Below are 21,714 nucleotides of genomic sequence, written 5' to 3' on the forward strand. Positions count from 1 at the left end.
TCAGTTGAATACAAATGAGCGATTTGTGCCTTCGGTGCCTATGTCGAGTGTGAACAAGACGAAGCGTCCCTAATCCGATGGCGGGCGCATCGAACCGTTTCGTTGCGCCTCCCGGTTCTTGGTGGGGACGTGAGCTGATTGCTGGTCCGTAAAACGCGATTGATTTTCACTCTACCCAACATGTATCAAAACCGATACAGTGCACCCCGATGAAGGTGATTGAATGGCTTGGAAGCAGTAGGGCGGATGTTCGAGCGTTTCCTGACGATGCGCGGATAGAGGCCGGCTGGCAGCTCGAACTTGTCCAGCGCGGCGACGATCCCGACGACTGGAAACCTATGCAGATCGTGGGGGCCGGCGTCAGGGAAATCAGGGTTCGGGAGGCATCGGGAGCGTTCCGCGTCATCTATCTGGCGACCCTGGAGGACCGCGTTTTGGTGCTTCATGCGTTCCAGAAGAAGGCACAGGCCACATCCAAGAAAGACCTCGATCTGGCGGCTCAACGGCTAAAACGATGGAAGGCAGAACGATGAACGTAGAAATCTATGAGAACGTCTGGGATGCCCTGGCGGACACCGAACAGGAGGCAGCAAACCTTAAAGCGCGCTCGGCGCTGCTCTACGAAATCCGTAAGGCAGTCCAGCGTTGGGGCATTCCCCAGGAGGAAGCCGCCAAGCGGCTCGGCCTGACGCGCCCTCGTATCAATGATCTGCTGCGCGGTAAGCTCGCCAAGTTCTCGCTTGACGCGCTCGTCAACATCGCCGCCTCCGCTCACCTGGATATAGAAATCCGGGTGAAGGAGGTTGCATAATCACGAGGTGTCAAATCCTCGTCTTTCCTCGGAGTACATCTTGCGTTTGGAGGCGAGCGTGTGCCGAACGGAGCCGCTGCCAGAGCCCGGCTTGGGGAACAACGAGCCCACGCAGTGGTGCATGACGAGGCAACTACTGCTTTTGCGGCTTCTGTGAATCCGGCTCTTCGCCTTCGACCGGAGCGGTGTTGATGCTCCTCGACTGCAGGCGCTGCAGTTCTTCGAGCCGTTCGCCTTTGACGATCTCGGGATTAAGCCGCTCGTTAGGATTCTGTGCCAATGATCGCGCGGCTTCGCTTGCGGCTTGTGCCTCGCGCGCTTCCTTCGCGGCGATGCTTTCGGCGTTGCGCACCATTTCGCGGTCTTGCGCAACCTGCTCAAGCGAGGTCGGATCAGCCGATCCGGCTCGTTCGTCGCGGATCTCCTGCTCGATGGCGCGATTACGGATCTCGCGAGCGCGATCGGCCTCAAGCCGCTCAGCGGCCTCGATTTCCTGGGCGCGATGGATCAAAGCTTCGGCGCGCGCGCCGGCAATCCGATGGGCCTGGTCTTCGCTGACATGCGTGACGCCGCCTTCCTGCAGGGATTTGAGATCCGTCCGGATCGCCAGCAGTTCCATGGTGGGCGCTGCGCGCCGTAAGAACTCCGCTTTCGTCTGGCCGTTCATCATGGCCGCTGTCTTGTCAACGGTCTCGTTGATCTGTTTTAGGTTTTCCCGCATCTGGTCCGCGGTGGCATCTGAACTCATTTGAACACCCTTTCCATCTCGAATAGCGACCACAACAGTACCGGATCGGAAGGCTTGCGTCATCCGATCAATGAATTGACTCGCTATCGCGTTATTCGGCTCGGAAACAGCGACCGAGTGCCAGTCCCGAAGGCTTGCCTGGGTGGCCTGCAGCTGGCGCGCCGAAATCGGAATCTTTATCGGGTTTGCCTTTGCGTGGTTGATCCGCTGGCGGGCCTTCTCGATGACGTGCGGGTTTGCACGGGCATAGGCGCGATCACGCGCCTCCCTGCCCGGCCGCGGCTTTTCGGCCGTGGCCACAATCGCCTTGTCGCGCGGGCCATAGCTTTGTGATGACGCTCGATAGGCCGCGGAGGTCGCGACGATTTTCATGCCCTGCGCTTGTGCGTGCTGGGCATAGAGCGCGCGCCATTCGCGAAGCTGGGCCGGACCTGGTCGCAAGCGCTCACCGTCCTCACCCTTCACCGCAACAATGGCGTGGACATGAATATGACCGCCCTCCTCCGCCATATCGGCATGCATGCCGAAGGCGAATTTGTGATTGGGGAACAGCTCATGCAGGAACCCACGCGCGGCCCTCACCAGAGCTTGCCTGTCCTCGCCCGCCTTGGCCGACAGGATCATGTGCATGGTGTCGCGAGGCTTGTAGGAATTCAGGGTCTTGTCCCAGGACTGCGCGGTCTGCCGAACCGCTTCCTCAGACGCGATCGCGGCGCCGTCGGCGCCGATCGCCGCTCCGTCATGGCTAAGGCGCGCGAGCTGGAACACGACACCGGCTTTGCCGTGGCTGGGCTCCCCAATTGGCTTCACCGAAACGGTATCCTCCTTGACCCCAAGCGCCTCGGAGATCCGCGAGGCGATCATGGCCCGGGTCGGTGCCGAGAACTGGCGATCCTGCTGGCGTCGATCCGAAAAGTGAAACCGATGCTTCACCTTGTCGTCCTCGTTCTCACCCCGCACGACGCTGTGTCCGGCCATGGTCGCGACGACGCGCGCGATGCTCGATCCGTCCTGCAGTGTGTCGATACGATAGGCGAAACCGTGGCCGGCGAAACCTGCCTGAACTGCCTGTGAAAGGCGCTCGGCATTCTCCTGCCCTCCCAGCGAAAGCCGAAACGTCGCCACATCCTCGCTCTCCCGCCGCTTGTCGAAACCCTTGCCCCACTGTTTCATTTCCTCGGCAACAGCTTCCTGCGTTGCGAGGATACGCGCGTCATGCGTCTCGAGCGCGACGCCCTCCTTCTGGATATATTGACCGATGGCGGCTGCCCTTGTGACGCCATGCCCGTAGGAAATCACCTTCAGAACGGCCGGCTGATACCCGGCCGCCAGCCTGTCGGCAGCGGCCCTCGGCCGAGGTCCGGCGAGTTTCCGTCGCTTCGCTGGCAGGGCGAGGTTTAGGCGCCCGGCTTTACCGCGCGGCGGCTCCAGCTCCCCGGGAGACGAGCGCGGCACGGCGGGTTCCGGTGGCTGGCTTGCCCCGAGACCGCCCTCCCCCTTCCGGCCGCGAACCGTCTTGAACAACCCATCATCGTCATTTCCAGCAAAGGACAACAGGGCCCGACGCCGGCGCTTGCGGTTCTCTTCTTCAAAAGCCGCGCTCGCGCGAATCCGATCGGCTATGGCCTGTATGGAAGACTGGTCGAGGTTCACGCGCCCTCACCATCCAGCAGATGCGCCGCCTTCCGAAGTTTCAGGCCATGGGCGATCGTCATCGCCGTCAACTCGGCGTCGACAGCTTTCACCCTCTCATCCAGCGCTTCCCATATCGGCAACGCCGCCTCCATGGGGGCAGCGTGGCCGGAATGAATGGCATGGAGAAGCTGGCTGAGGTTTCGGCCGACCATCCGGACTTGTGAGGCCAACGCCGCGACCGTGCGTGAATTCTCAGCTGACAGAGCGGGACCAACATCCAGGCTGGCCCGGATAATGCGCCGCAACGTCTCCGCTCGGTCAAGCTGGAACACCTTGCAGGCCTCATCCAGGAGCGCGCCCGCCTCCGGCCCAATGTCGATCCGAGAACGCTTTCGGGTGTCCTTGTGGGCGGCGCTGGTGTCCAAAATTCCTCGCTATGGCGGATGGGCCTCACGTCGAAGACGGTCCAGGTCGAAGCGAAGCGACGACCTGCTCAGCCAATTTGGACCCAAATTGCGTATCTTGTCAATTCAATACGAAACATTATACTGATTCACTGACAAATTGATCCAGAGCCGATCATGCATCCTGGGACATTGCGCCGATGTACAAATTTATATTGCCACACAGACACTTATGCGCCTCGGCACTTTGTTGCATCGGCGCATAGTCATAATGCAAGAAAGTCACTTTGGCGCCAAATCGCCTATGCGCCTTGACGCCAAGGTACGCAACATTGGGAAAAAACAATGCCGGAACAACGCGCGGTGCAAATCACAGTGGCCTCTCCCAAAGGCGGGGTCGGCAAGACCATGACCACCATCCTGCTCGCTGGCGAGTTCGCCGCCGCCGGTCATCGGGTGACGGTGCTCGACACCGATCCGCAACTGTCCGCGGTGGAGTGGAGCAAGAACAGTCGCCGCGCCGGGTACGCGCTTTCAAACATCGACGTCATCCCCATCAGCTCGACCGACGAACTGATCGATCGCCTGGCGCAAGCCGACGCCGAGGACCTGCTGCTGGTCGATGTCCAAGGCACGGCCGTGGCTGCACTCGGCCCGGCCGTCGCCAACGCCGACTTCGTGCTGATTCCGACGAAAGCGCACGTCTTCGATGTCAAGCAGTGCCTCGGTCTGATCCGGCACATCCGCTCACTTGGAGGGCGCCACCGCGAAATTCCCTACGCGGTGATGCTCAACATGGTTTCGGGGATCGAACACAACACGATGGCCTTCCGCACGGCGATCCAGCTGCTGCGGCAGGCCGACGCCAGCGTGCTTGAGACCTTTTTGTCGCAACGGCCGACCTTCGCCTCAATCGCAACCGCCGGGACGCTTTACGAAGTCCAGCCCGTGAACAAGGCCGTCGAGGACGCTCGCGACCAGACAAATGCCCTGACCGCCGAGATCATCCGCAAACTGAACGGAGCCACCCCGCAATGAACGAGAAAAGCGATCGGACCGCAAACCAGCTGCCGCTGCCTGCCTTGAAACCCCGCGCCCGTTCGGATGATCCGTTCTCGCGCAACATGGCTGCCATAGTGGAATCCAGCATCAGCGAAACCGACAGGCTGGAGCAGCAGACGAGAACCCAGTCTGCCCGAGCGGCGAAAGCGAAGCTCGAAAGGCCAAAGGCAGACGGCGAGACAGCCCGGCTGCACACACGCATTCCGGTCTCGCAGATGATCGAGCTGCAGGTCCATTGCGCGCGCAACAGAACAACCATGCAGGAGGTGGTGCAGGGCCTGATAACGGAATTCCTTGCCGGGCAGCCGAAGTAGCCGGACGCGCTATCAGCGTCGATTTTCGTACGACCGACCCCCCGCACTATGGCCCAACGAGGATTGGCTACATCTCTTCGGGGAAGGCCATCAAAGACGGTGCCGAACGACTGACGTTCGGTTCCATCCATCACCAGAGTGAATCGATCCGCGTCCGCTGATTCAAACCATTCATTGGACGCGCGCGTCCGGCTGCGCGATTCTGTCCGCAATGATCGCGCAGCTCTATCGCCTCTGTATCGAACGCCGCGACGCGGATCGGAACATGGCGCGCTTCTATGCACTGTCGATCGAGGAGACCCTGTTCGGCCAGACCTGCCTGGTCCGGCGTTGGGGCCGGATCGGAACCACCGGCCGCACGGTACAGCACTCCTTTGATACCGAGGGCGAAGCCGTCGCCCTTTTCCTCGAGCTGCTGCGCGCCAAGCGGATGCGCGGCTATCAGCCGCGATCCGCCCGACGCGCAGAAGCGATCCCGTCTTGACAGGTAGCCGGTAGAGCGACGGGAGCCAGGTTTTGGAACAAAGTCGCTTCGTGTACCGGGCGCGGGCGCGATGTCGCCAGTGGGAAGTCAGTGATCTTGACACCGTGGCAAGATGTCGGCGGGCACTTGTGAGGCGATAGGTCGGGTGGAGTCGACAGCGAAGATTGTCCAGAGCACGACGAAATTCTCGGCGAACCGTTGAGACGTTCGACAATTCACCCGGCAGCCACTTTGCCCTCGACCAGCATGGTGACGACATCGCGCATGCGAACTTCACTAATGCGCTGGGCCAAAAATGTTCCCGCCATGTTCTGGCACGATCCCTGTTCCGCTATGCCACCGTCGCCGCCGTTCTGGCTTTGATCTTTTTGTCTGTCAGGATAGGTCAGGATGGCGGCGGGCACACCACAAGCGGCTTGCCCGATCCGGCAAAGACGGCCGGTCTCCAGCAACCACGACTCCGGCTTGTGTCGAGGAAGGCATCAGCACCTGCGAGCAGCACAAACATTCCAAGCGCAAATTTTGGGGGTGGAGAGGGACCCTCTCCGTTCTTGCATAGCTGCATTGCACAAAACGTGTTTGCGCATTGCACAACTTTTAGCCATTAAGCCTACAGCTGATGCACGCGATGGTTTCCTCCCATTCCATCGTATCAGCTGTTCCCCTCTGAAGGTTTTGACCTTCACACCTAAAGGGCCTCGGTTTACCGATGGCCCTATTTTTTTGGCGGCCGAACGTCGTTGATTGCCTTCGTCACTGTGTGGAACGCGGCGCGATCGCCGGTTCAGCCAGCAAGCTTTGGGTGTCATTTCTCCCTGGCGAAATCGACCCCTTCCGACAAAAGCCTGACCTTTGCCAGTCTTCTACGGGCAAGCGTTCGCGCCAGAAGTTCAAAGCCGCGTCCATAACATTCAACAATGAAAGCCAGTGTCATGAGATCGAGCAGAAAGTCGTCGATCGCATATGTGAGCGCATCGAACTTTTGTTCGAATTGAAGCAGCAAGGCGCGCGCCTCTTGGATCGCGGACCGACAATCGCCTGCGTCTATCAGGGAATCGATCCTGTCAAAGATCTGCAAGCGTCCTCACTCTCCCAAGCCACACTCAACGCATCGAACGCCGTTGGTGAGCGAGCTTTCAGCGAAAAAACAGGGTAGCGTTTCGCGAAAAGGCATCGCTCCGCAAAGTGCGCGTTGATGAAGCATGGCGCGTCAAACGACAAGCATGAATCCGGGCTTCACCCAGGTGATGTCGTCGAAGGCGAGTGAGCTGGCCCACGTCTGCGTCTCGGCCGCCCGACCACTGGTCAGGAGCAACTGTGGCCACACATTTGTCGGAGGCAAATGGGTTCCATCTATTCTTCCCGCCGCCACGGTTCAGCCTAGATTACATGCTAAACGACAATAACGGAAAGCAAAGGTTCGCAAAATGAGTAGGGTGGCTGGATCAAACGAAGATTTGGCTGCACCAACGACCTTTGGGCCACTTCTGCAGCCGACCTTTCGTTCGATCTGGCTCGCGACGCAGGTTTCAAGCCTCGGCTGGTTGATGCAGACTGTCGCCATCAGCTGGCTGATGGCAACGATCTCGACTTCCGATCTGATGGTTGCGCTGGTGCAGGCTTCATCGAACCTGCCCGCTTTCGTCCTGTCCGTTTTTGCCGGAGCTCTCGCCGACAATTTCAGCCGGCGCCGGGTCATGTTCGCCGGTCGGTGCCTTATGGTGATTGCGTCCGCGATGCTGACCGCGTCCGTGGCGCTGGGCTTTGTCAGTCCGTGGATGATCCTCGGCTTCAGCTTCTTGATCGCAAGCGGCGGTGCTCTCAATGATCCGGCCTGGCAAGCGTCGGTTGGCGATATCGTGGATCGACGCGATGTTCCCGCTGCCGTCACCCTGCTTTCTGTTGGCTTCAACACCGTCCGGACTGTGGGTCCGGCGCTCGGCGGCATTGTGGTTGCCTCATTTGGCCTTATGGCGGCATTCGCCGTAACAACGCTCACCTATTTCGTACCCTTGGCTACTATTTGGCGCTGCAAGTGGAAGGTTCGTTCTTCCCCTCTTCCCCGCGAGTCGATGAGGACGGCAATTTATGATGGGCTGCGCTTCACGGCGATGTCATCGGAAATCAAGGCCGCGATCGCGCGCGGAACCCTCTTTGGCTTGGCGAGCATCGCCATACTCGCGCTGCTGGCATCTTCGGATCCCAGTTGACCAGTCGCTTGTCGCGATAGATCAGGCCTTGCCTGTAGAGCGTGACGAAGACCTCCAGAACGGCCTTCGACAGACCCTCGTCCATGGTGAAGCGCTCGCGCGACCAGTCGCAGGATGCGCCGAGACGCTTGAGCTGCTTGAAGATCACACCGCCCGATTCTTCCTTCCACTCCCAGACCTTCTCGATGAAGGCTTCGCGGCCCATGCTATGGCGATCCGGCAGCTGCTTTTCGGCCAGCCGACGCTCAACCACCATCTGCGTGGCGATGCCGGCATGATCCTGTGCCCGGCTGCCAGAGCACATCCTTGCCGCGCACGCGCTCGAACCGCACCATGATGTCCTGCAGCGTGTTGTTCAACGCATGCCCCATGTGCAACGAACCGGTGACGTTCGGCGGGGGGATCACGATGGTGAAGGTTTCCGCGCCCGGCCTGGCGTTCGCACCGGCGCGAAAAGCGTCTGCCTCATCCCATTTTTGGGCGATCTTCGGTTCGACCGTGGCGGCATCATAGGTTTTGTCGAGCATTTTGGGGAATTTTCTTCTCTGGCATTTTTGGTGCACCAAGGCGCGCCAACTGGATGAGCACGAACTCTTGGTACGCGATTAGGCTACGTTGACCAAGTGGCTTGAACGAGCCGCTGGCGGGGCGTGAAAGGCGAGGTCGCATAACTCGCTCCTGCCTGAAAGGTCAGCCAGATTCGGGCTATCCTCAATCGAAGCGACGCAGCCGCCGCTCCACAATCAACGCCATCGGGAGACCTTTGGACGATATGGCCAGCTCCATCGTGCGCTTATACCGCAGCCATCCGGTCCTGTGTGAGCCGAGGAGAAATCTGGCCGCCGGGTACGAGCAGCGCTGAGCCGGCTAGAAACGGGCGAAGTGACCTGAGTTCCGAAGCTTGGCTAGCAGGATGCTGGCCGTTGAGCGGTGGTCAACCCTCGCTTGCTCACGCAGCGGAGACGCATTCCAGGCAGCCAATTCCGCCACCAAAAGCGCGGTGTCTTCGTTGATCGATGCGCATCTAAGTTGTCCGTTCTTCTCCATCACGATTACCGCAGTGCCGGTTACGCCATATCCAATCGCAGCCATCCGCTGTACGCAGACATCGCCGTCGACGCGAACATCGAACAGAACCGACCCTGCGGTTTTTTCCGCAGCGTCAGCCACACGATCACAGAACGGTCGATTGAGGCCCTCGATATTGCCGAGCGACTGCTCAAACAAGGCCAATTCAACATGCTCCGCCACCATGGCGGCGAGAGTGCGCGCCGGCTGGCGCAATCGGCAAGACACCAGCGCTGATTATCCACATACCAGCCCAACTCTCCGGCCCTTTCATGAGGCACGCCTCGGCGCGAAAGCATCGTCTTGCCTGCGGCTGAGAGAAAGAACTGCTCGACATGCCCTCGCATCAAGGCCCACGACAATCCTGTCGCCACCCTCTCTTGCCGCACGGTTTTGTTTTCCTCGCATGAGCGGCGGCGATTGTATATTTGACAAACCCGTTGGCGGCTTCGACCGCATGCGGCTCCAGGATGACAATTAGACTTCGCTAATATATGCTATGCGGCATGTGGGGGGATGTCATGAGACAGCCACGAAGACGTATCGCGCTGGCGTGGCTTGTCTTAACTGGCAATGCGGATGCTCACGACTGGTATACCGGCAAAAAAGACCCGGTCCTGCTCTATGATTGCTGCGGCAACAAAGATTGCCATCCGATAGACCCTCGCGATGTCAGGGAGACGAAAGACGGCTATTACGTCAGCCTGCCTCGCCCTTCATATCTGAATGAGCCACAAGAGCCAGAGTGGTTTATCCCTAGGGAGCGTGTCCAAGCCTCCCCCGATGATCACTATCATCTCTGTGAGCGATTGATGACGTTCTATCGAACGATCATTCCGCATATGAAGTTCGAGGCCTACCAGAGGTTCAGATGGACGTGTTTCTTCGCGCCCAAGGGCACGAGTTCAATCGAGCAAGGCCGGTAAAGGTTCTTCACCGAGCCTGGTCCCGTTCCACCGGATGAACGCCTTGTCAAAAATATAATCGCGTCAGCGGAAGTTAAATTTCGACTGTTTCGGCTTGCCGCAAATTAGGGTCTCGGTGGCATAACTCGGGCATGACTTTCGGGGTACTGGCAGGAAGACTGATGCGCGGGCGTGGATGGATCAAGGCGTTGCGTCAGGATGATGCCCAACAGGTGCGTGCGCACATTGCCGAACTTGAGCGCAACCTCATTGCGACCACACCTCAGGGACGCCATCGACGTTTCGAAGCCGGGAACGAACTTCGCATTGCGAAATTCCGCCTGGAGCGTCTCGAGGAATGTATCGCCGGAATAGCGGAAAAATGTGGGGGTTAGATGAGATGCTCTCGAAGTTGCCGCGCGGTACGCCGGGCTGTGCGTCGGGGCTGTCACAAGGCCAGCCGTCTGACGCCGCTCGGTCGGGAGCACCCTTTCAAGCTGCGCTGGGCGGCAGACGCGCAGGCACACGAGACTGCCTGGAGACAACCCGCAAGGGGTTCCTGTTCCATAGTACCGGACGAGGGGCGACCGGCCTGCGGGCTCCGCCCGTCGCGGCCAAATCACCTCTATCGTAATTGATTGCCAAGTGACAAAATGCGTCTTTGATGGCTATTAGTTCGACGTTGCGCCCGCGCTGGCTACCGGAAAAGAATTTTCCGTCCTATGCGTATCTTCCCGGCCGGCAGCCGCATCCCGTGCGCGATCCTGCAGGACACAGCTATCACAGCGAAGCAATTCAGATTGCTGAAGAGGCGTCGCTTGACTCGGACATGTTCCTCTGGGGTATCGACCTCTTCAATCATGGCTATTACTGGGAAGCCCATGAGGCTTGGGAAGGTCTTTGGCAGGTTGCAGATCGAGGCGCTCCGCTTCGGATCCTCTTCAAGGGATTGATCCTGTTATCGGCGGCCGGCGTGAAGATCCGCGAGGGCAAGCATGCGGCGGCGGTGCGTCATGCCGGACGCGCCGCGGCGCTCCTTCGTCGGCTGATGAACGCGCCGGATCGCGCCTTCGAATGCGCGCTCGGCATGTCACTCACCGTGCTTGCCGAACAGGCCGAAGCCGCAGCAAGGATTCCGGCAGCCTTGCAGGCGACAGCGCTGGGTCAGCCTCAAGCCGTGTTTGATTTCATTCTCGGGTCACGTTCCGGCGGAATGCCGATCAGATCGCAAAAGAGAAACAGTCATTCGTAGAAGACGGCGGATTCACCGTGCCGTTTTGCCGGGAATTCGACGACGAAATCGGCGTTCCGTCCTTACCGCTGGGGATAACACCCTTGTTCGCTCTTTGTTCTTTTCCAAAAAAGAGCGGTAATATATAGTCTGAAACTACATCAGCCCTCAGTGAGTCAGTGCGCCAAATGACTGTGCAGCCCAGGATTCTCAATGAACCGACAATCAGCTGCCCGAGCTGCAAAACGGAGATCAAGCTCAACGAGTCGCTCGCGGCGCCGCTGATTGCCGCGACTCGCGAGGACTATGAACGGCGTTTGGAGCAGAGCAACGCGTCCATGGCGGCCCGGGAGGAAAAGCTTAAACGCGAGCAGGCCGCGATCGACGCCGCCAAAGAGGACATCGGCAATCAGGTCGCTGAGCAAATCAAGCTTGAGCGTGCCGCAATCGCGGTCGAGGAAGCACGCAAGGCAAAATTGCTGCTTTCGGTAGACCTGGAGGACAGGGATAACAAGCTTGCCGAGCTGGAGGCGACGTTGAAGGCGCGCGACGAAAAGCTCGCCGAGGCCCAGCAGCAACAGGCGGAATTCGTGAAACAGCAGCGTGCGCTTGACGATGAAAAGCGCGAGATGGCGCTGACCATCGAAAGGAAGATCCAGGAAGGATTGAACGCCGTTCGCGTAAAGGCGAGGTCCGAAGCCGAAGACGGCCTCAAAATGAAGGTTGCCGAAAAAGAAGAACAGATCGCCGGCATGCAGCGCCAGATCGAGGAGCTGAAGCGCCGTGCGGAACAGGGTTCTCAGCAGCTGCAGGGCGAGGTCCTCGAGCTTGAGCTCGAGTCTCTCATTGCCAGCCGGTTCCCGATGGACACCATCGAACCGGTCGCCAAGGGCGAGTTCGGCGGAGATGTCCTACACCGCGTGGTCGGACCCGCCGGCCAGCCATGCGGCGCCATTTTATGGGAATCGAAACGCACCAAGAACTGGAGCCAGGGCTGGCTTGGGAAACTCAGAGGAGATCAACGAGCCGCGAAAGCGGATATTGCGCTGATGATCTCCGAAGCGTTGCCTCCCGGCGTGGAAACCTTCGATCTTGTGGACGGAGTTTATGTCGCCCATCCCAAGTGTGCGATCCCGATCGCCATCATGCTTCGGCAATCCCTGATCGAGCTGGCGAACTCCCGCCTCGCCCAGGACGGCCAGGCCACCAAAATGGAACAGGTCTACGGCTATCTGACCGGTCCGCGCTTCCGCCACCGTGTCGAGGCGATCGTGGAGAAATTCTCGGATATGCAAGAGGACCTCGCCAAGGAACGCAAGGTCACAACACGCCTGTGGGCCAAGCGCGAGGCGCAGATCCAAGGGGTGATCGAGTCGACTGTCGGCATGTATGGTGACCTGCAGGGTATCGCCGGAAAAGTGATGCAGGAGATTGAGGGGCTGGATGTGCTGGCGCTTGAAGCCTCTTCGCCTGAAACTGAATAGGGAACCTTCAGGTCGGCCAAGGCGATCAGGACTCCTCACAACGACTGAGCCCAACTGAGACGCGACCAGAAGACGGGACCCGAGTCCCTGCTCCGCAGCCATCGCTTCGTCGGGCTTTCTCGTTCCGCCTGCGGGCTTGGATTGGGAACGGCCGAAGGCCCCGCCTTGCGGCGGAGCCCTCGTCGAGGCGATCAGTCGCGGTTGGGGCGAGACCAGATCAGCTGCAGGCCTTCCTCGCCTTCCACCTCGATCAGGGTAGCGTAGATCGGAGCGGGGAAGCTGGGGTCGTCCAGCTTGACCGAGAGATAGTCGCGGCCCTCGTTGGAGACCTTCTGCCAGGCGGCTCCGAGATCGACGCTACCCGAGTAGACGCGGAAGTGGGGGCCTTTGTCGGAAGGGTTCTCGACGCGGATCAGCTTGGCTTTGACGTTGAGGTTGAGGGTCTTGATGGCTCCGGAAAAGCCGTTGCCGTTTGAGGTGAATGTGCCGATGGTAGCCATTTGTCGTCTCCGTGAGTTTCTCGGGCCGCGACCACCGCGACCTCGATGGCGGTCGATGGACCGGAGGCGATCGGCCCGCACCCACCGGGGTCCCCATTGCGCGTGCGCATGGGGTGGTCCTTAGGGCCGCAACGACAGTGAAGGGCAGCCAGGGGGAGGCTTTCTTGTTGCGCGCGGAATGGCGGCGCAGCCGCCAGGGGAAGAAAGTCGCGACCGGCTGTTGCGGGTTTAAGAACGAGGCGCAGCGAAGCGAAGACGGCCTTCGGTCAGACCAGCCCCATCGAGGACGCAGGTGGTGCGCCTTTCCATGAAACCGCCGGACAGACGACGGTCGAGCTCCCATCGGCATGATCACCGCAACTTCGACTAATGTCAGGGACCATCATGCCTGGCCGTCCCCGTCACGCGTCATTGTAGAACGACGGAAACGGAAAGAGACGCACCCGCCCTCCTCATATCGGTCGAACGATGACGGGCCGCGAGGCGAGTCCCAGGAGCCCGATAATCTGCTGTTCAAGCAGGAGCGGCCGCATAGCGGACATCGATAGGCATCTTTGGGCCGGACGCCGGCACCGGCCGGCTGATCAGGCTTCGGACCCGGGTTACCGCCCGAACGGCCGGCCGCGAGTCGGGGCCTTCTTGGCCGGCCACGTCAAGATGTCGACGGCGGTGCGGGGGTAGAGTGGGAATCGATGCCGAATGCTTGCCCTCAGCGACGTTGAGGGATTTCGCGCAAAGGGCAGCACATTCGGCGAGGCAACCAGCCAAGATTGGTCGCAGACAACGGCCGCTTCCAGGAAGTATCGGCGAATATAGCGCAAAAATAACCGTGTGCCGCCATCAGGACGAGGGGGTCGATTGGACTCCCGCGCCCGGACTGATGACGCGAAAGCGGATCGAGGCGGGCTCGGCACCCCGTCAGGCCGCGCTCGCCAATTCTTCCGCCTGCGCCTGGAACTCGTGGAGATAATTGACCGCGCGTTGTGCGTGGGCGGCCGCCTGAAAGATCGCCCGCTTGTCGCTGCCCAGCAGGCTGGCCCAGCCCTGAATATAGGCGGCATGATCGGGCCTCGGCTCCAGCTCAGGGACGATATCGAGGTCCGCGCAGAGCATCGCGGCACCCAACTCCACGAGCAATTCTTCCCGCGCGCGATCCGTGCGGTCCTTGTGGTAGCGGCTGAGGTCCCTGTTCAGCCGGTGAGGAGCCGATGTCCAATGCAGAGTCTCGTGCGCTCTCGTAGCGACAAATGAAGCCATGTCCCGGAAAAATTCCGGTGACGGCAACTGCACATGGTCGGAAGAGGGAGAATAATAGGCCTTGTCTCCGCCATACCGCACAACCGCTCCGGTGTTGTCGAAAAAACGGTCGGCATGCTCGATGCGCTGGACAGGATCGGCGGCAGGCTGTGGTGCCGCATGATAGTGCGGCGGCAGACCTTCAATCTGGTCGGCGCAAAACACCGTGTAGGCCTTGAGGAACGGAATACCCCGCTCGACTTCCTCGCCATGCGCGTCGGTTTCGGTCCTGGTGAAGCGGCTGGCGTAAACAACCATGGAGCCAGTCTCGCCCTTGCGAACATGACCCCCGAGCTCCGCACTCTGCTTGAACGTCATCCAGACCGGAGAGACAAAGCCCCTCGCGACCGCCTCCGACCACAAAAGCAGTGTATTGATCCCTTGATACGGCAGGCCGTTGTGACGGAGCGGCCGTGTGATGCGACCGGTCGTATTCGCAACGCTCCACGGTTTGACCCAGGGACGCACGCCCTTCTGCAGATCCGCGACGATACGATCGGTGATTTTCGCGTAGATGTCGACGCGGGGCTTGTTGTTGTTCCTGTCCATTTCAAACCTCCATTCGAGGCCGCGCCAATCGCGGCCGTCACAAGGTCCGCACGCGCAGGATCGCAGGTCCGCGAACCCGCGGAGGATCGATGGGGAAGCTGAGAACCATCGCTTGCGGGCCGCAACGTCAGTGGAGGACGGCGCAGCCGTTTCGCGGGACGAGAACCGGAGCAGGACCATCATTCGTGACGGCCGCGATTGGCGCGGCCTTAATCACTTGCCGTGTCCATCTTTGAGCCGGGTGCCTTTGGCACAGCAAAGAGGCCGGCTCCCGAACGGACACCAGCCTCAGTATGAGAAGATCGGGCGGAGCCGAAGCTCCGCCCGATCGCAGTTAGCCAAGGGCCGCCATCTGGAGATCGGCTGCCTGCCGGTTGACGGTCTGGCCGGGGTTCTCGGTCTGGCGTTCGTAGGGCTTCCAGCTCTCGCCGACGATGTGCTCGTAGGCGGCAACGGCGCCCTCGGCGGCCATGCGCAGGGCATGTGCCTGAAGGCCCATTTCAGCGGCGAATTCGCGCTTGCGCTGGGCCTTGCTGTCGAAGCCGACCGGACCGTCAATGTCCTCGTCGCGGGTGTCATTGGCGAGCCTGGCCGTGGCATCCTTCGCCTCGGTGACGGCCTTCGAGTAGAACTGGCCTGCTCCAAAGGCCGAGCCGACATAAGAGCCGACGATTCTTTGCAGGTGGATCTGCATGGCCTTTTCGGAAAGGCCCTCGGAGAGCGTATCGGCGCTTTCGATCAGACTGCGCTCATGGAATTCACGGATGCCGTCACTGTCGAGGATGGAGAGGCCGAAGCTTTCGGAAATGAGGGTGGCCTGGTGGCCATCCGGGCAGCAGAGCCGGACCATTTCGAGGGTTGTGCCCTTGCGGAGCTGGACGACGCGGGCCTTGGCCTTGGTGGAGCGGGTTGAACTGGACATTGAGCTTTCCTTTCTAGCGATGCCCTTCAGGTGTTCCGGCCCTTGCCGGTCTTTCCTGCGGGTGCGGTCAAAAGGAACCGGCGGAAGCTGGACGCTTCAGGGTCCGGAGCCTGCCAGGCGAGCGAGGTTGGCTTGCGGACAAGCGGGGTCAGTTCTTCACTGGCCCTGCGCGGGACGCGGGCCAGCCTTGCCGAGATCGGCGGGATCCGGCCGCCCCGCGGCGCGATAGCGGCCTTGAAGCGGACAGCCGCCGGTTCAGACCGCAGCAAACCCGCCGGGAAGACCGGCAAGGGATGAATTCGGACATCGGCATGCGCGAGGAAATGCAGTGTTCATTCCCGCCGCCAATCCGCCTGCCCGCCAGGCTGCGCGAGGGACGTCAGCGGTTTGAACTTCGGCTCCTGCCGGTATAGATGAGCTGCGCCGGTCCGCCGCTGCGGATCAACTCTTTGGCCTGCTCCCATGTCGGGCTGGCCGCGTAGCGTGTTCACCTCCGAAACGAGGGCAGCAATGACCGATCAGAATGACGACTACGTCTATGACGACACGACAGGGGAATGGCGACCAGCATCGGAGATGGCTGCCATTGCAGCTTCTGCCGGGAAAATTGAAGTGCGCGATGCCGCCGGCAACGTGCTCGCCGACGGCGACTCCGTCGTCCTCGTCAAGGACCTCAAGGTCAAGGGTGCCGGCCAGGCCCTGAAGCAGGGGACCGTGATCAAGTCGATCCGGCTCACCGACGATCCCGAAGAAATCGATTGCCGACATGATGCGATCAAGGGGCTGGTGTTGCGAACGGAGTTCGTCCGCAAGCGCTGATCAGACACCAGTATTAGGCACGCAGCAGGTCCTGCGGGATCCTGTCACGCAGTGCTGCGATTGCAGCGTCCTGCCTGGCCAGTTTGCGTGAAAGCGCATCGATTTCGTGCTGTCTTTCCTGTGTGATCGCGGCAAGGTTCGATCGATACCGTTCCAGAAAGGTCCTGGCATCAGCAGGGTTCGGCGTTGGGGTTCGGTACGCTGGGGCATTGCGGAATAATCGCCTCATCCGCCTCATGATCTGCCGGTCGATCATTTCGAGTTGGCGCTGTGTCTGGCGCCCAGCCTCCTCCATGCGAAAGAGCTGTGCGCGGCGACCGGAGACGGACATTATGTCTCCCTCCCCTGCCAATCCATGAAGCTCGAGGGCCCGCCATAGACGCGATGGCGCGCAACGTCGATGACGAATCCAAAGCGGCCGACATGGTATTCGTCGGTCGCAACGAGAAAGCGACGTTCCTCCGTGCCCGGTCCGCGCCTGCCGCCAGGGGTCGCGATAACCTCGGTGAAACCGGGCTGGTGCCCGGAACGGATCGCCGACACCACGATCCAGTCATCGGTATGCTTCTCGAAAAATGCCCGCTCGTCCTTTTTCGCGGATTGGCCGGGTTCGAGCACCCTCCCGTGGATCGCCTCCCAGGCATCCGGGTACCAGTCGCGTATCGACTTTTCCGCACAAGCCCTCTCGAAGTCCGTGAAGAGTTGGGGGAAGGCTTGGGCGACGGTCGCCCAATGGCAATCCTCTTCATACCAGCCATCATTGGCACGGAGCATCTGATGGACTTTGCGATTTCGCTCCGCCGACAGATGGAACCCGCCATGGCCTGCGGTCGAGTGAGCCACGACGCCCTCGGCATAGACGGTCGCTCCCTGCGACGTTCCCCATGGCGTGTGGGCACGGGAGTGGATTTCGCGACGTCCGAGAGCCGCGCGCTGCTGCTGGTGGAGGGCGCTCTCCTTGACATGCGCGCGAAACGCCGCCTCGTCGGCAAGCTCTCCGGCATGGCCGTAGAAATCGCTGCGCGTCCATTCGGCCATGGGCCGGCGGATACGCCAGCCCGTGACAAGATAGTGCCGGCCATCGCGGGCCGGAGCCATGGCGAAGGCGTGCTCACCGACAAGGGCAACGCAAAGCCCATCGGCGCTTCGGCCAAAAGTAACTTCCGGAGAACCGGGGGGTTCGACGACATGGGTTTCAGAAGTTCGCGCAGTCATGCTGCCGTCCTCCCTTCTACGGTGTCCGCCGCTACGGTGTCGGCCACGACCTGCTGAAACACGGCGTTCGGATAGCCGTGGCGGGTCAGCCATTCCTCGGCGGCCGCGCGATTGGCGGCAAGATAGACAAGCTCCGCATCGTCGCCGGCGCGGTCGAGCACCAGGACGGAGCCGATGGCGGGCCGCTGCTTGACCGAAAACTTCAGGTCGCTGTTCACCGAAAACGTCTGGTGGACGCGCAGCACAATGGTTCCCTGACTGCCATAGTCGCCCTTGTGCAGGGTGATCGAGGCGGGCAGCGTCGTACTGCCGACGCGGGCCTCGGCCTGTTTGCGGATCAGGCGACCGCCGCCGTTGAGATTTTCCCAGGCTGCGACCTTCTTGCGATGCCGCTCTGGCGGGCGTGGGGATCCGTCGGAATAAGTCACGATGGATGCGAGTGGAACAAGGTCATAGATTAATTGGGCGGACATAGTTTTCTCCGTGGTGCTCATGGTGGAAACAGAACCGCCGCCGGTGATGTGCCGGCGGCGGAATGATCGTTCGAAGGGAAAGGTAAGGCGCAGCCGCCTACTCGGCGGCCACCTTGTAAGGCTCGGTCTGTTCGTCCGTGAGGTCCTCGTCCTGCGCAGCGTCATCGTCGCCGACATGGTCATGTGCAGCATCGACGATCGCATCGCCGTCGAGCTCGTCCTGGTCCTCCGGCGTGCCGTCGTCAGGCTGTTCCCTGGCCTCGTTCTTCTTCAGCCAGGAGGTCAGCTTTTCCGGAGTGGGCCCAAACCGCGCCGACGGGTGGACGAAGCGGCCTTCCTTGAAATGCTCGACAAGGGCCGCACGGGTATCCTTGACCTTCTGACGGGGCAGGACGGATGTATCCGCGCAGGCGCTTTCCAATGCCTGTCGCGACAGGCATGACAGGAAATCCTCCGTCCCCATGTTGGCTAAGAAGCTGTCGGCGGCGATGACGTCGCCGGCGACACGGGCGACAACGCCGCTGTCCGAGCGATTTTCCCTGCAGGACAGAACGTCGATCAGCAAGGAACGCACGGCAATGCGCAGCGTGTCCATGTCGAACGCGAACTTGCCCTCCTGGTCGAACAGGCGCGCGGCATGTTCGCCGAGGCCTGCCGCCCCGTAATAGGAGATGTCGCGGGCGCCAGATGCCACTGTCACATTTTGGCCGGCGAAGGCGAGAACGAGCAGCGCCATCAGCGTGTCGTCCTCGATCGGTGCGCGCGACAGCGCCTCGTGCAGTGCGTCGGTACGAAGGTCGCCGATCATCTCCATGCCTTTACGCGTCACGTCCGGACGCGGCTTTGCCGTAACCACCATATCATCGCCATCGGCCTCGACATCAGCGCCATTCTTGTCCTTGGACTTTTTGACCGCCGGCATACGATACGCGACCGACTGCACCTTGCCGTCGCGGTCGAGATACATGGCGGTGTGATCGGATTTCGACGGCTTACCGTACAGACGCTCGGCCTTGGCCGGCAGCTTCGGCTCGCCCCACTGACCGGCTTCCACGATCACGCCACGCTTGGGCACAGCGTTTGCCATCCACTCCTGCTGGGCGCCAAGAAAGGCCTCGACATCCGTCGTGTAGCGGCTGTCCTCGTCGGCCGGAGCGAACAGGTCCTCGACCCAGGCAATGCCGTAGGCCTGGGCGAGATCGTCACCGAAGCTGGCGTCGCGCGCGTACATGCGGCGCTTCGTCAGGCCCTGCGCCACGCTCCACCACGACACCTGGGGATCGGCCTTGGAGGGCTTGTGCTTCTTCCAGACCTCCTTCTGTTCATCAAGCGAAGCCGAGGCGATGGTGCGCAACTGCTGCTCGTTGGGCATGTCGCCCTTGGCCATCTGCTCCAACATGGCCGGCAGAACGTTGGCCAGCAGGCGCAGCTTCCTGATCTGGCGGACGGGCAGCGCCAAAGCGACGGCGATCGCTTCCTCGGTCCAGCCGAGCGCGACCAGCCGCTCAATGGCGCGCCATTGGTCGACGGGATTGAGCTGCTCGTGAGCGAGCGTTTCCGCTAGCGAGCGCATGGCGCCGCCATCCTCGGCCCTCTCGATCACCAGCACGGCGATCTCTTCGAGACCGGCCGCGATCGCCTGCTTCACCCGACGATGGCCGGCATCGATGACGTAGCCATTGCCGCCATCGGTCTCCAGCGCGACGACAGGCGGCTGCACCATGCCGACGGCACGGATCGTAGCCAGCAGCAGCGCGTCGGCCTGCGGACTCGACTTCGAGCGTCGCGCCTTGTCAGGGTTATCCTTCAGCGCGCGCGGGTCGACAAATTTCAGTTCCATGGGGATGCTCCTTCAAGGGTTTTGCGGACACCGCTGATCGCTGCGTCCTTCCTCGTCTTCTTCCTGAAGACATCCCCCGNGGGCGGGCCGGTGCACCTGCGGCCGAGCATCCCTGCCCGGCTGGCCGAGCGGGGCTAACAGCCCTGCGCAGGACGACGCGGCCGGGATCGCGAGCGGCGCGGTTGAGCGCCAGCGTCAGCGGCCCGCCCGATCTGCGAGCGGGTTTAATTCCTCCTAAGTTTTCCTTTCCTCAACCCCTGCGACGTAGACCGGGGCATGGCGATAAGCGGAACGGTTCTCTGCCTTGGCGCGGCGGCTCCGTGGCGAAAGCTCACAGGGTTTTTGTTCTACGTTGGTTTTTCTGAAGAGAAACCCGGGTGCTAGCGAGGGAACCCGGCATTGTCCCATTTCGGGACCAAAGTGCTGGCATTGCGCTTGCTTCGGTCGTGGTGCCGGTTGGTCCCGGTCCTGATCGGGTACTTTGATCAGGTGTAGGCTCGCCGGGCTTGAGGTGGTTGGGGTTTCTTCGCCCGGCGAGTTCCGCCACGCTAAGAACAAAGGCCGGCGCCCTCGCTGGAGCTGATCCGAATGGCGCCGGCTCCGGGCGGGATTGGGATCCGCCGCGCCTTGACATAGCTGAGTCGTTACGTAGCGTCAGGTGGTGGCGGTCACTTTGGTTTTCCGCTTCGCGGGTGCCTTCTTGGCTGGTGCGACGGGTTCAGCCTTGCGCCCAAGCCCGATGGACTTCGCCAGTTGCGAGCGCTGAGCGGCGTAATTCGGAGCCGTCATCGGAATCGCGCGGCAAGCCCCACTTCTCGCGATAGGCGTCCGGCGTCAGACCGAAGTCCGTGCTAAGGTGCCGCTTCAGGGATTTGAACTTCTTGCCGTCTTCGAGGCAGATAATGAAGTCTGGCGTCACCGACTTCTTTGGGTTGACCGCGGGAGTTTGCGGCTCAACGATAGGTGCGATCGGCATACCAAGCGCGGACAGAGACTTGTGCACGGATGCGATTAGTTCAGGCAGGCCGGTAGCCGGTACAGGGTTCTTACTTACGGAGGCGGACACAATCTCCGCAGTAAGCTCGGCTAGTTCGGCGGCGCGGCGGTCGGATTCTTCTGTCAATGTGTCGGTCCTTTTGTCTGATTTGTCCCATCTCTATTTGAGCAATGTCCAGTACGCAACCGGGCCTGATCTATTCTAAGCCAATGATGGCGACCGGCTTTGCGACGCTGGGCAAGAGCGACGCCAAAATTGATGCGTTCTTTTTGGCCCCGGCTCGGCTGTAGACCAAAAAACAGGCGGCCCGTCAGCCAGTGACGGCCCGCTTATATGCCGATTAGCTAAAATAACGGAACGTCCAACGGACAAGTACGGAACCAAGGCGGTTACGTCAGACCTTTGCTTGCGTGGTGCAAGGCTTTAGTCTTGCCGTCTTATGGTGAAGAACGGAAGTTGATTGGCACGACATAGGGCGACCCCGAACGGATCAATAGCAAACTGAACTTAGGCGGCTATGGTGTGAACGCGGAAGTCGGGTCAGATCCGCTTGAAGTCCTTAAGCCCCAGGCGTATCCGCTGGCTTTCCGCGAAGGCAAGGGCGACCGATTCCAGGTCGAATGATCGGGTAAGTTCTTCGCCGTTCCCAACAACACGGACGAACCACTCGCCCATGGCCTCGACTATCTCAACGGACGTGTGGTTTGCGCCGCCTTTGGTGTCTTCCATCGCAACTGCCTCGTGTCT

Annotated in this window: 23 protein-coding genes and 3 pseudogenes; 12 read left to right on the plus strand and 14 right to left on the minus strand. The window is 60.9% G+C overall.

What is annotated here, in order from left to right; translation table 11 throughout:
* Window positions 1-209: 209 nt before the first annotated feature.
* Together X733_RS141095 and X733_RS141090 are read left to right on the plus strand one after the other, a co-directional pair.
* A complete protein-coding gene (locus X733_RS141095; protein WP_023819763.1) occupies window positions 210-533 on the plus strand; it encodes a type II toxin-antitoxin system RelE/ParE family toxin in 324 nt (107 codons plus the stop codon).
* Window positions 530-811 (plus strand): XRE family transcriptional regulator, encoded by a 282-nt coding sequence (locus X733_RS141090; protein WP_006205593.1) that lies wholly within the window; start codon window positions 530-532, stop codon window positions 809-811. The genes X733_RS141095 and X733_RS141090 overlap by 4 nt, the downstream gene beginning before the upstream one ends.
* 133 nt (window positions 812-944) lie before the next feature.
* Here the strand turns inward: X733_RS141090 and X733_RS141085 are convergent, their stop codons facing one another.
* Window positions 945-3,212, minus strand: a complete 2,268-nt coding sequence (locus tag X733_RS141085) for a relaxase/mobilization nuclease domain-containing protein (protein WP_023819764.1) — start codon at window positions 3,210-3,212, stop codon at window positions 945-947.
* Entirely contained in the window at window positions 3,209-3,619 is a 411-nt protein-coding gene (locus X733_RS0135540; protein ID WP_244493981.1) for a hypothetical protein, read from the minus strand. The genes X733_RS141085 and X733_RS0135540 overlap by 4 nt, the downstream gene beginning before the upstream one ends.
* A gap of 324 nt (window positions 3,620-3,943) precedes the next feature.
* On the opposite strand from X733_RS0135540, the gene X733_RS141080 reads away from it, so the two are divergent.
* The 3 genes from X733_RS141080 to X733_RS141070 all read left to right on the plus strand — a co-directional run bounded on the left by X733_RS141080 (window position 3,944) and on the right by X733_RS141070 (window position 5,458).
* Window positions 3,944-4,636 carry a ParA family protein gene (locus X733_RS141080; protein WP_023819766.1) on the plus strand — a complete coding sequence of 231 codons (693 nt, stop codon included), beginning with the start codon at window positions 3,944-3,946 and terminating at the stop codon, window positions 4,634-4,636.
* Window positions 4,633-4,974: a hypothetical protein gene (locus X733_RS141075; RefSeq protein ID WP_023819767.1), complete on the plus strand. Its 342-nt coding sequence runs from the start codon at window positions 4,633-4,635 to the stop codon at window positions 4,972-4,974. The genes X733_RS141080 and X733_RS141075 overlap by 4 nt, the downstream gene beginning before the upstream one ends.
* Window positions 4,975-5,185: 211 nt before the next feature.
* On the plus strand, window positions 5,186-5,458 hold the full coding sequence (locus tag X733_RS141070; protein WP_023819768.1) for a WGR domain-containing protein: 273 nt from the start codon (window positions 5,186-5,188) through the stop codon (window positions 5,456-5,458).
* 215 nt (window positions 5,459-5,673) lie between these two features.
* Here X733_RS141070 and X733_RS141065 read toward each other — a convergent pair whose 3' ends face one another.
* Complete coding sequence (locus tag X733_RS141065; RefSeq protein ID WP_155924269.1) at window positions 5,674-5,910, minus strand: hypothetical protein; 237 nt, start codon at window positions 5,908-5,910, stop codon at window positions 5,674-5,676.
* A gap of 257 nt (window positions 5,911-6,167) precedes the next feature.
* Here X733_RS141065 and X733_RS1000000169795 point away from each other — a divergent pair, with 257 nt between their 5' ends.
* A complete protein-coding gene (locus tag X733_RS1000000169795; protein WP_155924270.1) occupies window positions 6,168-6,614 on the plus strand; it encodes a hypothetical protein in 447 nt (148 codons plus the stop codon).
* Window positions 6,615-6,885: 271 nt separating this feature from the next.
* A pseudogene (locus tag X733_RS0135550) lies at window positions 6,886-7,647 on the plus strand (MFS transporter); the annotation flags it as partial.
* A gap of 1 nt (window position 7,648) precedes the next feature.
* On the opposite strand, the pseudogene X733_RS1000000168610 reads toward X733_RS0135550, so the two are convergent.
* Together X733_RS1000000168610 and X733_RS141055 are read right to left on the minus strand one after the other, a co-directional pair.
* Window positions 7,649-8,195 (minus strand): annotated as a pseudogene (locus X733_RS1000000168610) (class I tRNA ligase family protein); the annotation flags it as partial.
* Between the two features lie 340 nt (window positions 8,196-8,535).
* The gene (locus tag X733_RS141055; protein ID WP_245274503.1) at window positions 8,536-8,952 is read right to left on the minus strand and encodes a hypothetical protein; all 417 of its coding nucleotides are present in this window, start codon (window positions 8,950-8,952) and stop codon (window positions 8,536-8,538) included.
* 305 nt (window positions 8,953-9,257) lie between these two features.
* Between X733_RS141055 and X733_RS1000000169800 the strand changes: the two genes are divergently transcribed.
* From X733_RS1000000169800 to X733_RS141040, 4 genes are all read left to right on the plus strand, one after another.
* Window positions 9,258-9,662: a hypothetical protein gene (locus X733_RS1000000169800; RefSeq protein ID WP_155924271.1), complete on the plus strand. Its 405-nt coding sequence runs from the start codon at window positions 9,258-9,260 to the stop codon at window positions 9,660-9,662.
* A 131-nt stretch (window positions 9,663-9,793) separates the two neighbouring features.
* A complete protein-coding gene (locus X733_RS141045) occupies window positions 9,794-10,036 on the plus strand; it encodes a hypothetical protein (protein WP_023819774.1) in 243 nt (80 codons plus the stop codon).
* Between the two features lie 269 nt (window positions 10,037-10,305).
* Entirely contained in the window at window positions 10,306-10,893 is a 588-nt protein-coding gene (locus X733_RS1000000167320) for a DUF309 domain-containing protein (protein ID WP_023819775.1), read from the plus strand.
* A 167-nt stretch (window positions 10,894-11,060) separates the two neighbouring features.
* On the plus strand, window positions 11,061-12,356 hold the full coding sequence (locus X733_RS141040; protein WP_023819776.1) for a DUF2130 domain-containing protein: 1,296 nt from the start codon (window positions 11,061-11,063) through the stop codon (window positions 12,354-12,356).
* Window positions 12,357-12,547: 191 nt separating this feature from the next.
* Here X733_RS141040 and X733_RS141035 read toward each other — a convergent pair whose 3' ends face one another.
* The 3 genes from X733_RS141035 to X733_RS141025 all read right to left on the minus strand — a co-directional run bounded on the left by X733_RS141035 (window position 12,548) and on the right by X733_RS141025 (window position 15,623).
* Window positions 12,548-12,856: a DUF736 domain-containing protein gene (locus tag X733_RS141035; protein WP_023819777.1), complete on the minus strand. Its 309-nt coding sequence runs from the start codon at window positions 12,854-12,856 to the stop codon at window positions 12,548-12,550.
* Window positions 12,857-13,774: 918 nt separating this feature from the next.
* A complete protein-coding gene (locus X733_RS141030; RefSeq protein WP_023819778.1) occupies window positions 13,775-14,701 on the minus strand; it encodes an ArdC family protein in 927 nt (308 codons plus the stop codon).
* 334 nt (window positions 14,702-15,035) lie between these two features.
* Window positions 15,036-15,623: a hypothetical protein gene (locus tag X733_RS141025; RefSeq protein ID WP_023819779.1), complete on the minus strand. Its 588-nt coding sequence runs from the start codon at window positions 15,621-15,623 to the stop codon at window positions 15,036-15,038.
* Window positions 15,624-16,133: 510 nt separating this feature from the next.
* Here X733_RS141025 and X733_RS141015 point away from each other — a divergent pair.
* Entirely contained in the window at window positions 16,134-16,442 is a 309-nt protein-coding gene (locus X733_RS141015; RefSeq protein WP_023819781.1) for an alkylphosphonate utilization protein, read from the plus strand.
* A 13-nt stretch (window positions 16,443-16,455) separates the two neighbouring features.
* Here the strand turns inward: X733_RS141015 and X733_RS141010 are convergent, their stop codons facing one another.
* From X733_RS141010 to X733_RS140990, 6 genes and pseudogenes are all read right to left on the minus strand, one after another.
* Window positions 16,456-16,773, minus strand: coding sequence for a hypothetical protein (locus X733_RS141010; protein ID WP_023819782.1), 318 nt, complete (start codon window positions 16,771-16,773; stop codon window positions 16,456-16,458).
* Window positions 16,773-17,657, minus strand: a complete 885-nt coding sequence (locus X733_RS141005; RefSeq protein WP_023819783.1) for a hypothetical protein — start codon at window positions 17,655-17,657, stop codon at window positions 16,773-16,775. The genes X733_RS141010 and X733_RS141005 overlap by 1 nt, the downstream gene beginning before the upstream one ends.
* Window positions 17,654-18,130: a hypothetical protein gene (locus X733_RS141000; RefSeq protein ID WP_023819784.1), complete on the minus strand. Its 477-nt coding sequence runs from the start codon at window positions 18,128-18,130 to the stop codon at window positions 17,654-17,656. Before X733_RS141000 ends, X733_RS141005 begins: the two co-directional genes overlap by 4 nt.
* A gap of 97 nt (window positions 18,131-18,227) precedes the next feature.
* A complete protein-coding gene (locus X733_RS140995; protein ID WP_023819785.1) occupies window positions 18,228-19,970 on the minus strand; it encodes a ParB N-terminal domain-containing protein in 1,743 nt (580 codons plus the stop codon).
* A 654-nt stretch (window positions 19,971-20,624) separates the two neighbouring features.
* Window positions 20,625-21,093: pseudogene (locus tag X733_RS01000000166575) on the minus strand (MucR family transcriptional regulator).
* A 414-nt stretch (window positions 21,094-21,507) separates the two neighbouring features.
* The gene (locus X733_RS140990) at window positions 21,508-21,696 is read right to left on the minus strand and encodes a hypothetical protein (protein ID WP_023819786.1); all 189 of its coding nucleotides are present in this window, start codon (window positions 21,694-21,696) and stop codon (window positions 21,508-21,510) included.
* Between the last annotated feature and the right edge of the window lie 18 nt (window positions 21,697-21,714).

It is taken from the genome of Mesorhizobium sp. L2C066B000, assembly GCF_000502335.1.
In the GTDB taxonomy this organism is placed as follows: Bacteria; Pseudomonadota; Alphaproteobacteria; order Rhizobiales; family Rhizobiaceae; genus Mesorhizobium.

What these genes read in the sequence shown, in the direction of transcription:
- X733_RS141040 (WP_023819776.1), top strand. Translation starts at nt 11,061, where the DNA reads ATGACTGTGCAGCCCAGGATTCTCAATGAACCGACAATCAGCTGCCCG.
- X733_RS141090 (WP_006205593.1), top strand. Translation starts at nt 530, where the DNA reads ATGAACGTAGAAATCTATGAGAACGTCTGGGATGCCCTGGCGGACACC.
- X733_RS141075 (WP_023819767.1), top strand. Translation starts at nt 4,633, where the DNA reads ATGAACGAGAAAAGCGATCGGACCGCAAACCAGCTGCCGCTGCCTGCC.
- X733_RS141015 (WP_023819781.1), top strand. Translation starts at nt 16,134, where the DNA reads ATGACCGATCAGAATGACGACTACGTCTATGACGACACGACAGGGGAA.
- X733_RS141045 (WP_023819774.1), top strand. Translation starts at nt 9,794, where the DNA reads ATGACTTTCGGGGTACTGGCAGGAAGACTGATGCGCGGGCGTGGATGG.
- X733_RS141080 (WP_023819766.1), top strand. Translation starts at nt 3,944, where the DNA reads ATGCCGGAACAACGCGCGGTGCAAATCACAGTGGCCTCTCCCAAAGGC.
- X733_RS141000 (WP_023819784.1), bottom strand. Translation starts at nt 18,130, where the DNA reads ATGTCCGCCCAATTAATCTATGACCTTGTTCCACTCGCATCCATCGTG.
- X733_RS140990 (WP_023819786.1), bottom strand. Translation starts at nt 21,696, where the DNA reads ATGGAAGACACCAAAGGCGGCGCAAACCACACGTCCGTTGAGATAGTC.
- X733_RS140995 (WP_023819785.1), bottom strand. Translation starts at nt 19,970, where the DNA reads ATGGAACTGAAATTTGTCGACCCGCGCGCGCTGAAGGATAACCCTGAC.
- X733_RS141010 (WP_023819782.1), bottom strand. Translation starts at nt 16,773, where the DNA reads ATGTCCGTCTCCGGTCGCCGCGCACAGCTCTTTCGCATGGAGGAGGCT.
- X733_RS1000000169800 (WP_155924271.1), top strand. Translation starts at nt 9,258, where the DNA reads ATGAGACAGCCACGAAGACGTATCGCGCTGGCGTGGCTTGTCTTAACT.
- X733_RS141095 (WP_023819763.1), top strand. Translation starts at nt 210, where the DNA reads ATGAAGGTGATTGAATGGCTTGGAAGCAGTAGGGCGGATGTTCGAGCG.
- X733_RS141005 (WP_023819783.1), bottom strand. Translation starts at nt 17,657, where the DNA reads ATGACTGCGCGAACTTCTGAAACCCATGTCGTCGAACCCCCCGGTTCT.
- X733_RS141070 (WP_023819768.1), top strand. Translation starts at nt 5,186, where the DNA reads ATGATCGCGCAGCTCTATCGCCTCTGTATCGAACGCCGCGACGCGGAT.
- X733_RS141025 (WP_023819779.1), bottom strand. Translation starts at nt 15,623, where the DNA reads ATGTCCAGTTCAACCCGCTCCACCAAGGCCAAGGCCCGCGTCGTCCAG.
- X733_RS141035 (WP_023819777.1), bottom strand. Translation starts at nt 12,856, where the DNA reads ATGGCTACCATCGGCACATTCACCTCAAACGGCAACGGCTTTTCCGGA.
- X733_RS1000000167320 (WP_023819775.1), top strand. Translation starts at nt 10,306, where the DNA reads ATGGCTATTAGTTCGACGTTGCGCCCGCGCTGGCTACCGGAAAAGAAT.
- X733_RS1000000169795 (WP_155924270.1), top strand. Translation starts at nt 6,168, where the DNA reads ATGGCCCTATTTTTTTGGCGGCCGAACGTCGTTGATTGCCTTCGTCAC.
- X733_RS141030 (WP_023819778.1), bottom strand. Translation starts at nt 14,701, where the DNA reads ATGGACAGGAACAACAACAAGCCCCGCGTCGACATCTACGCGAAAATC.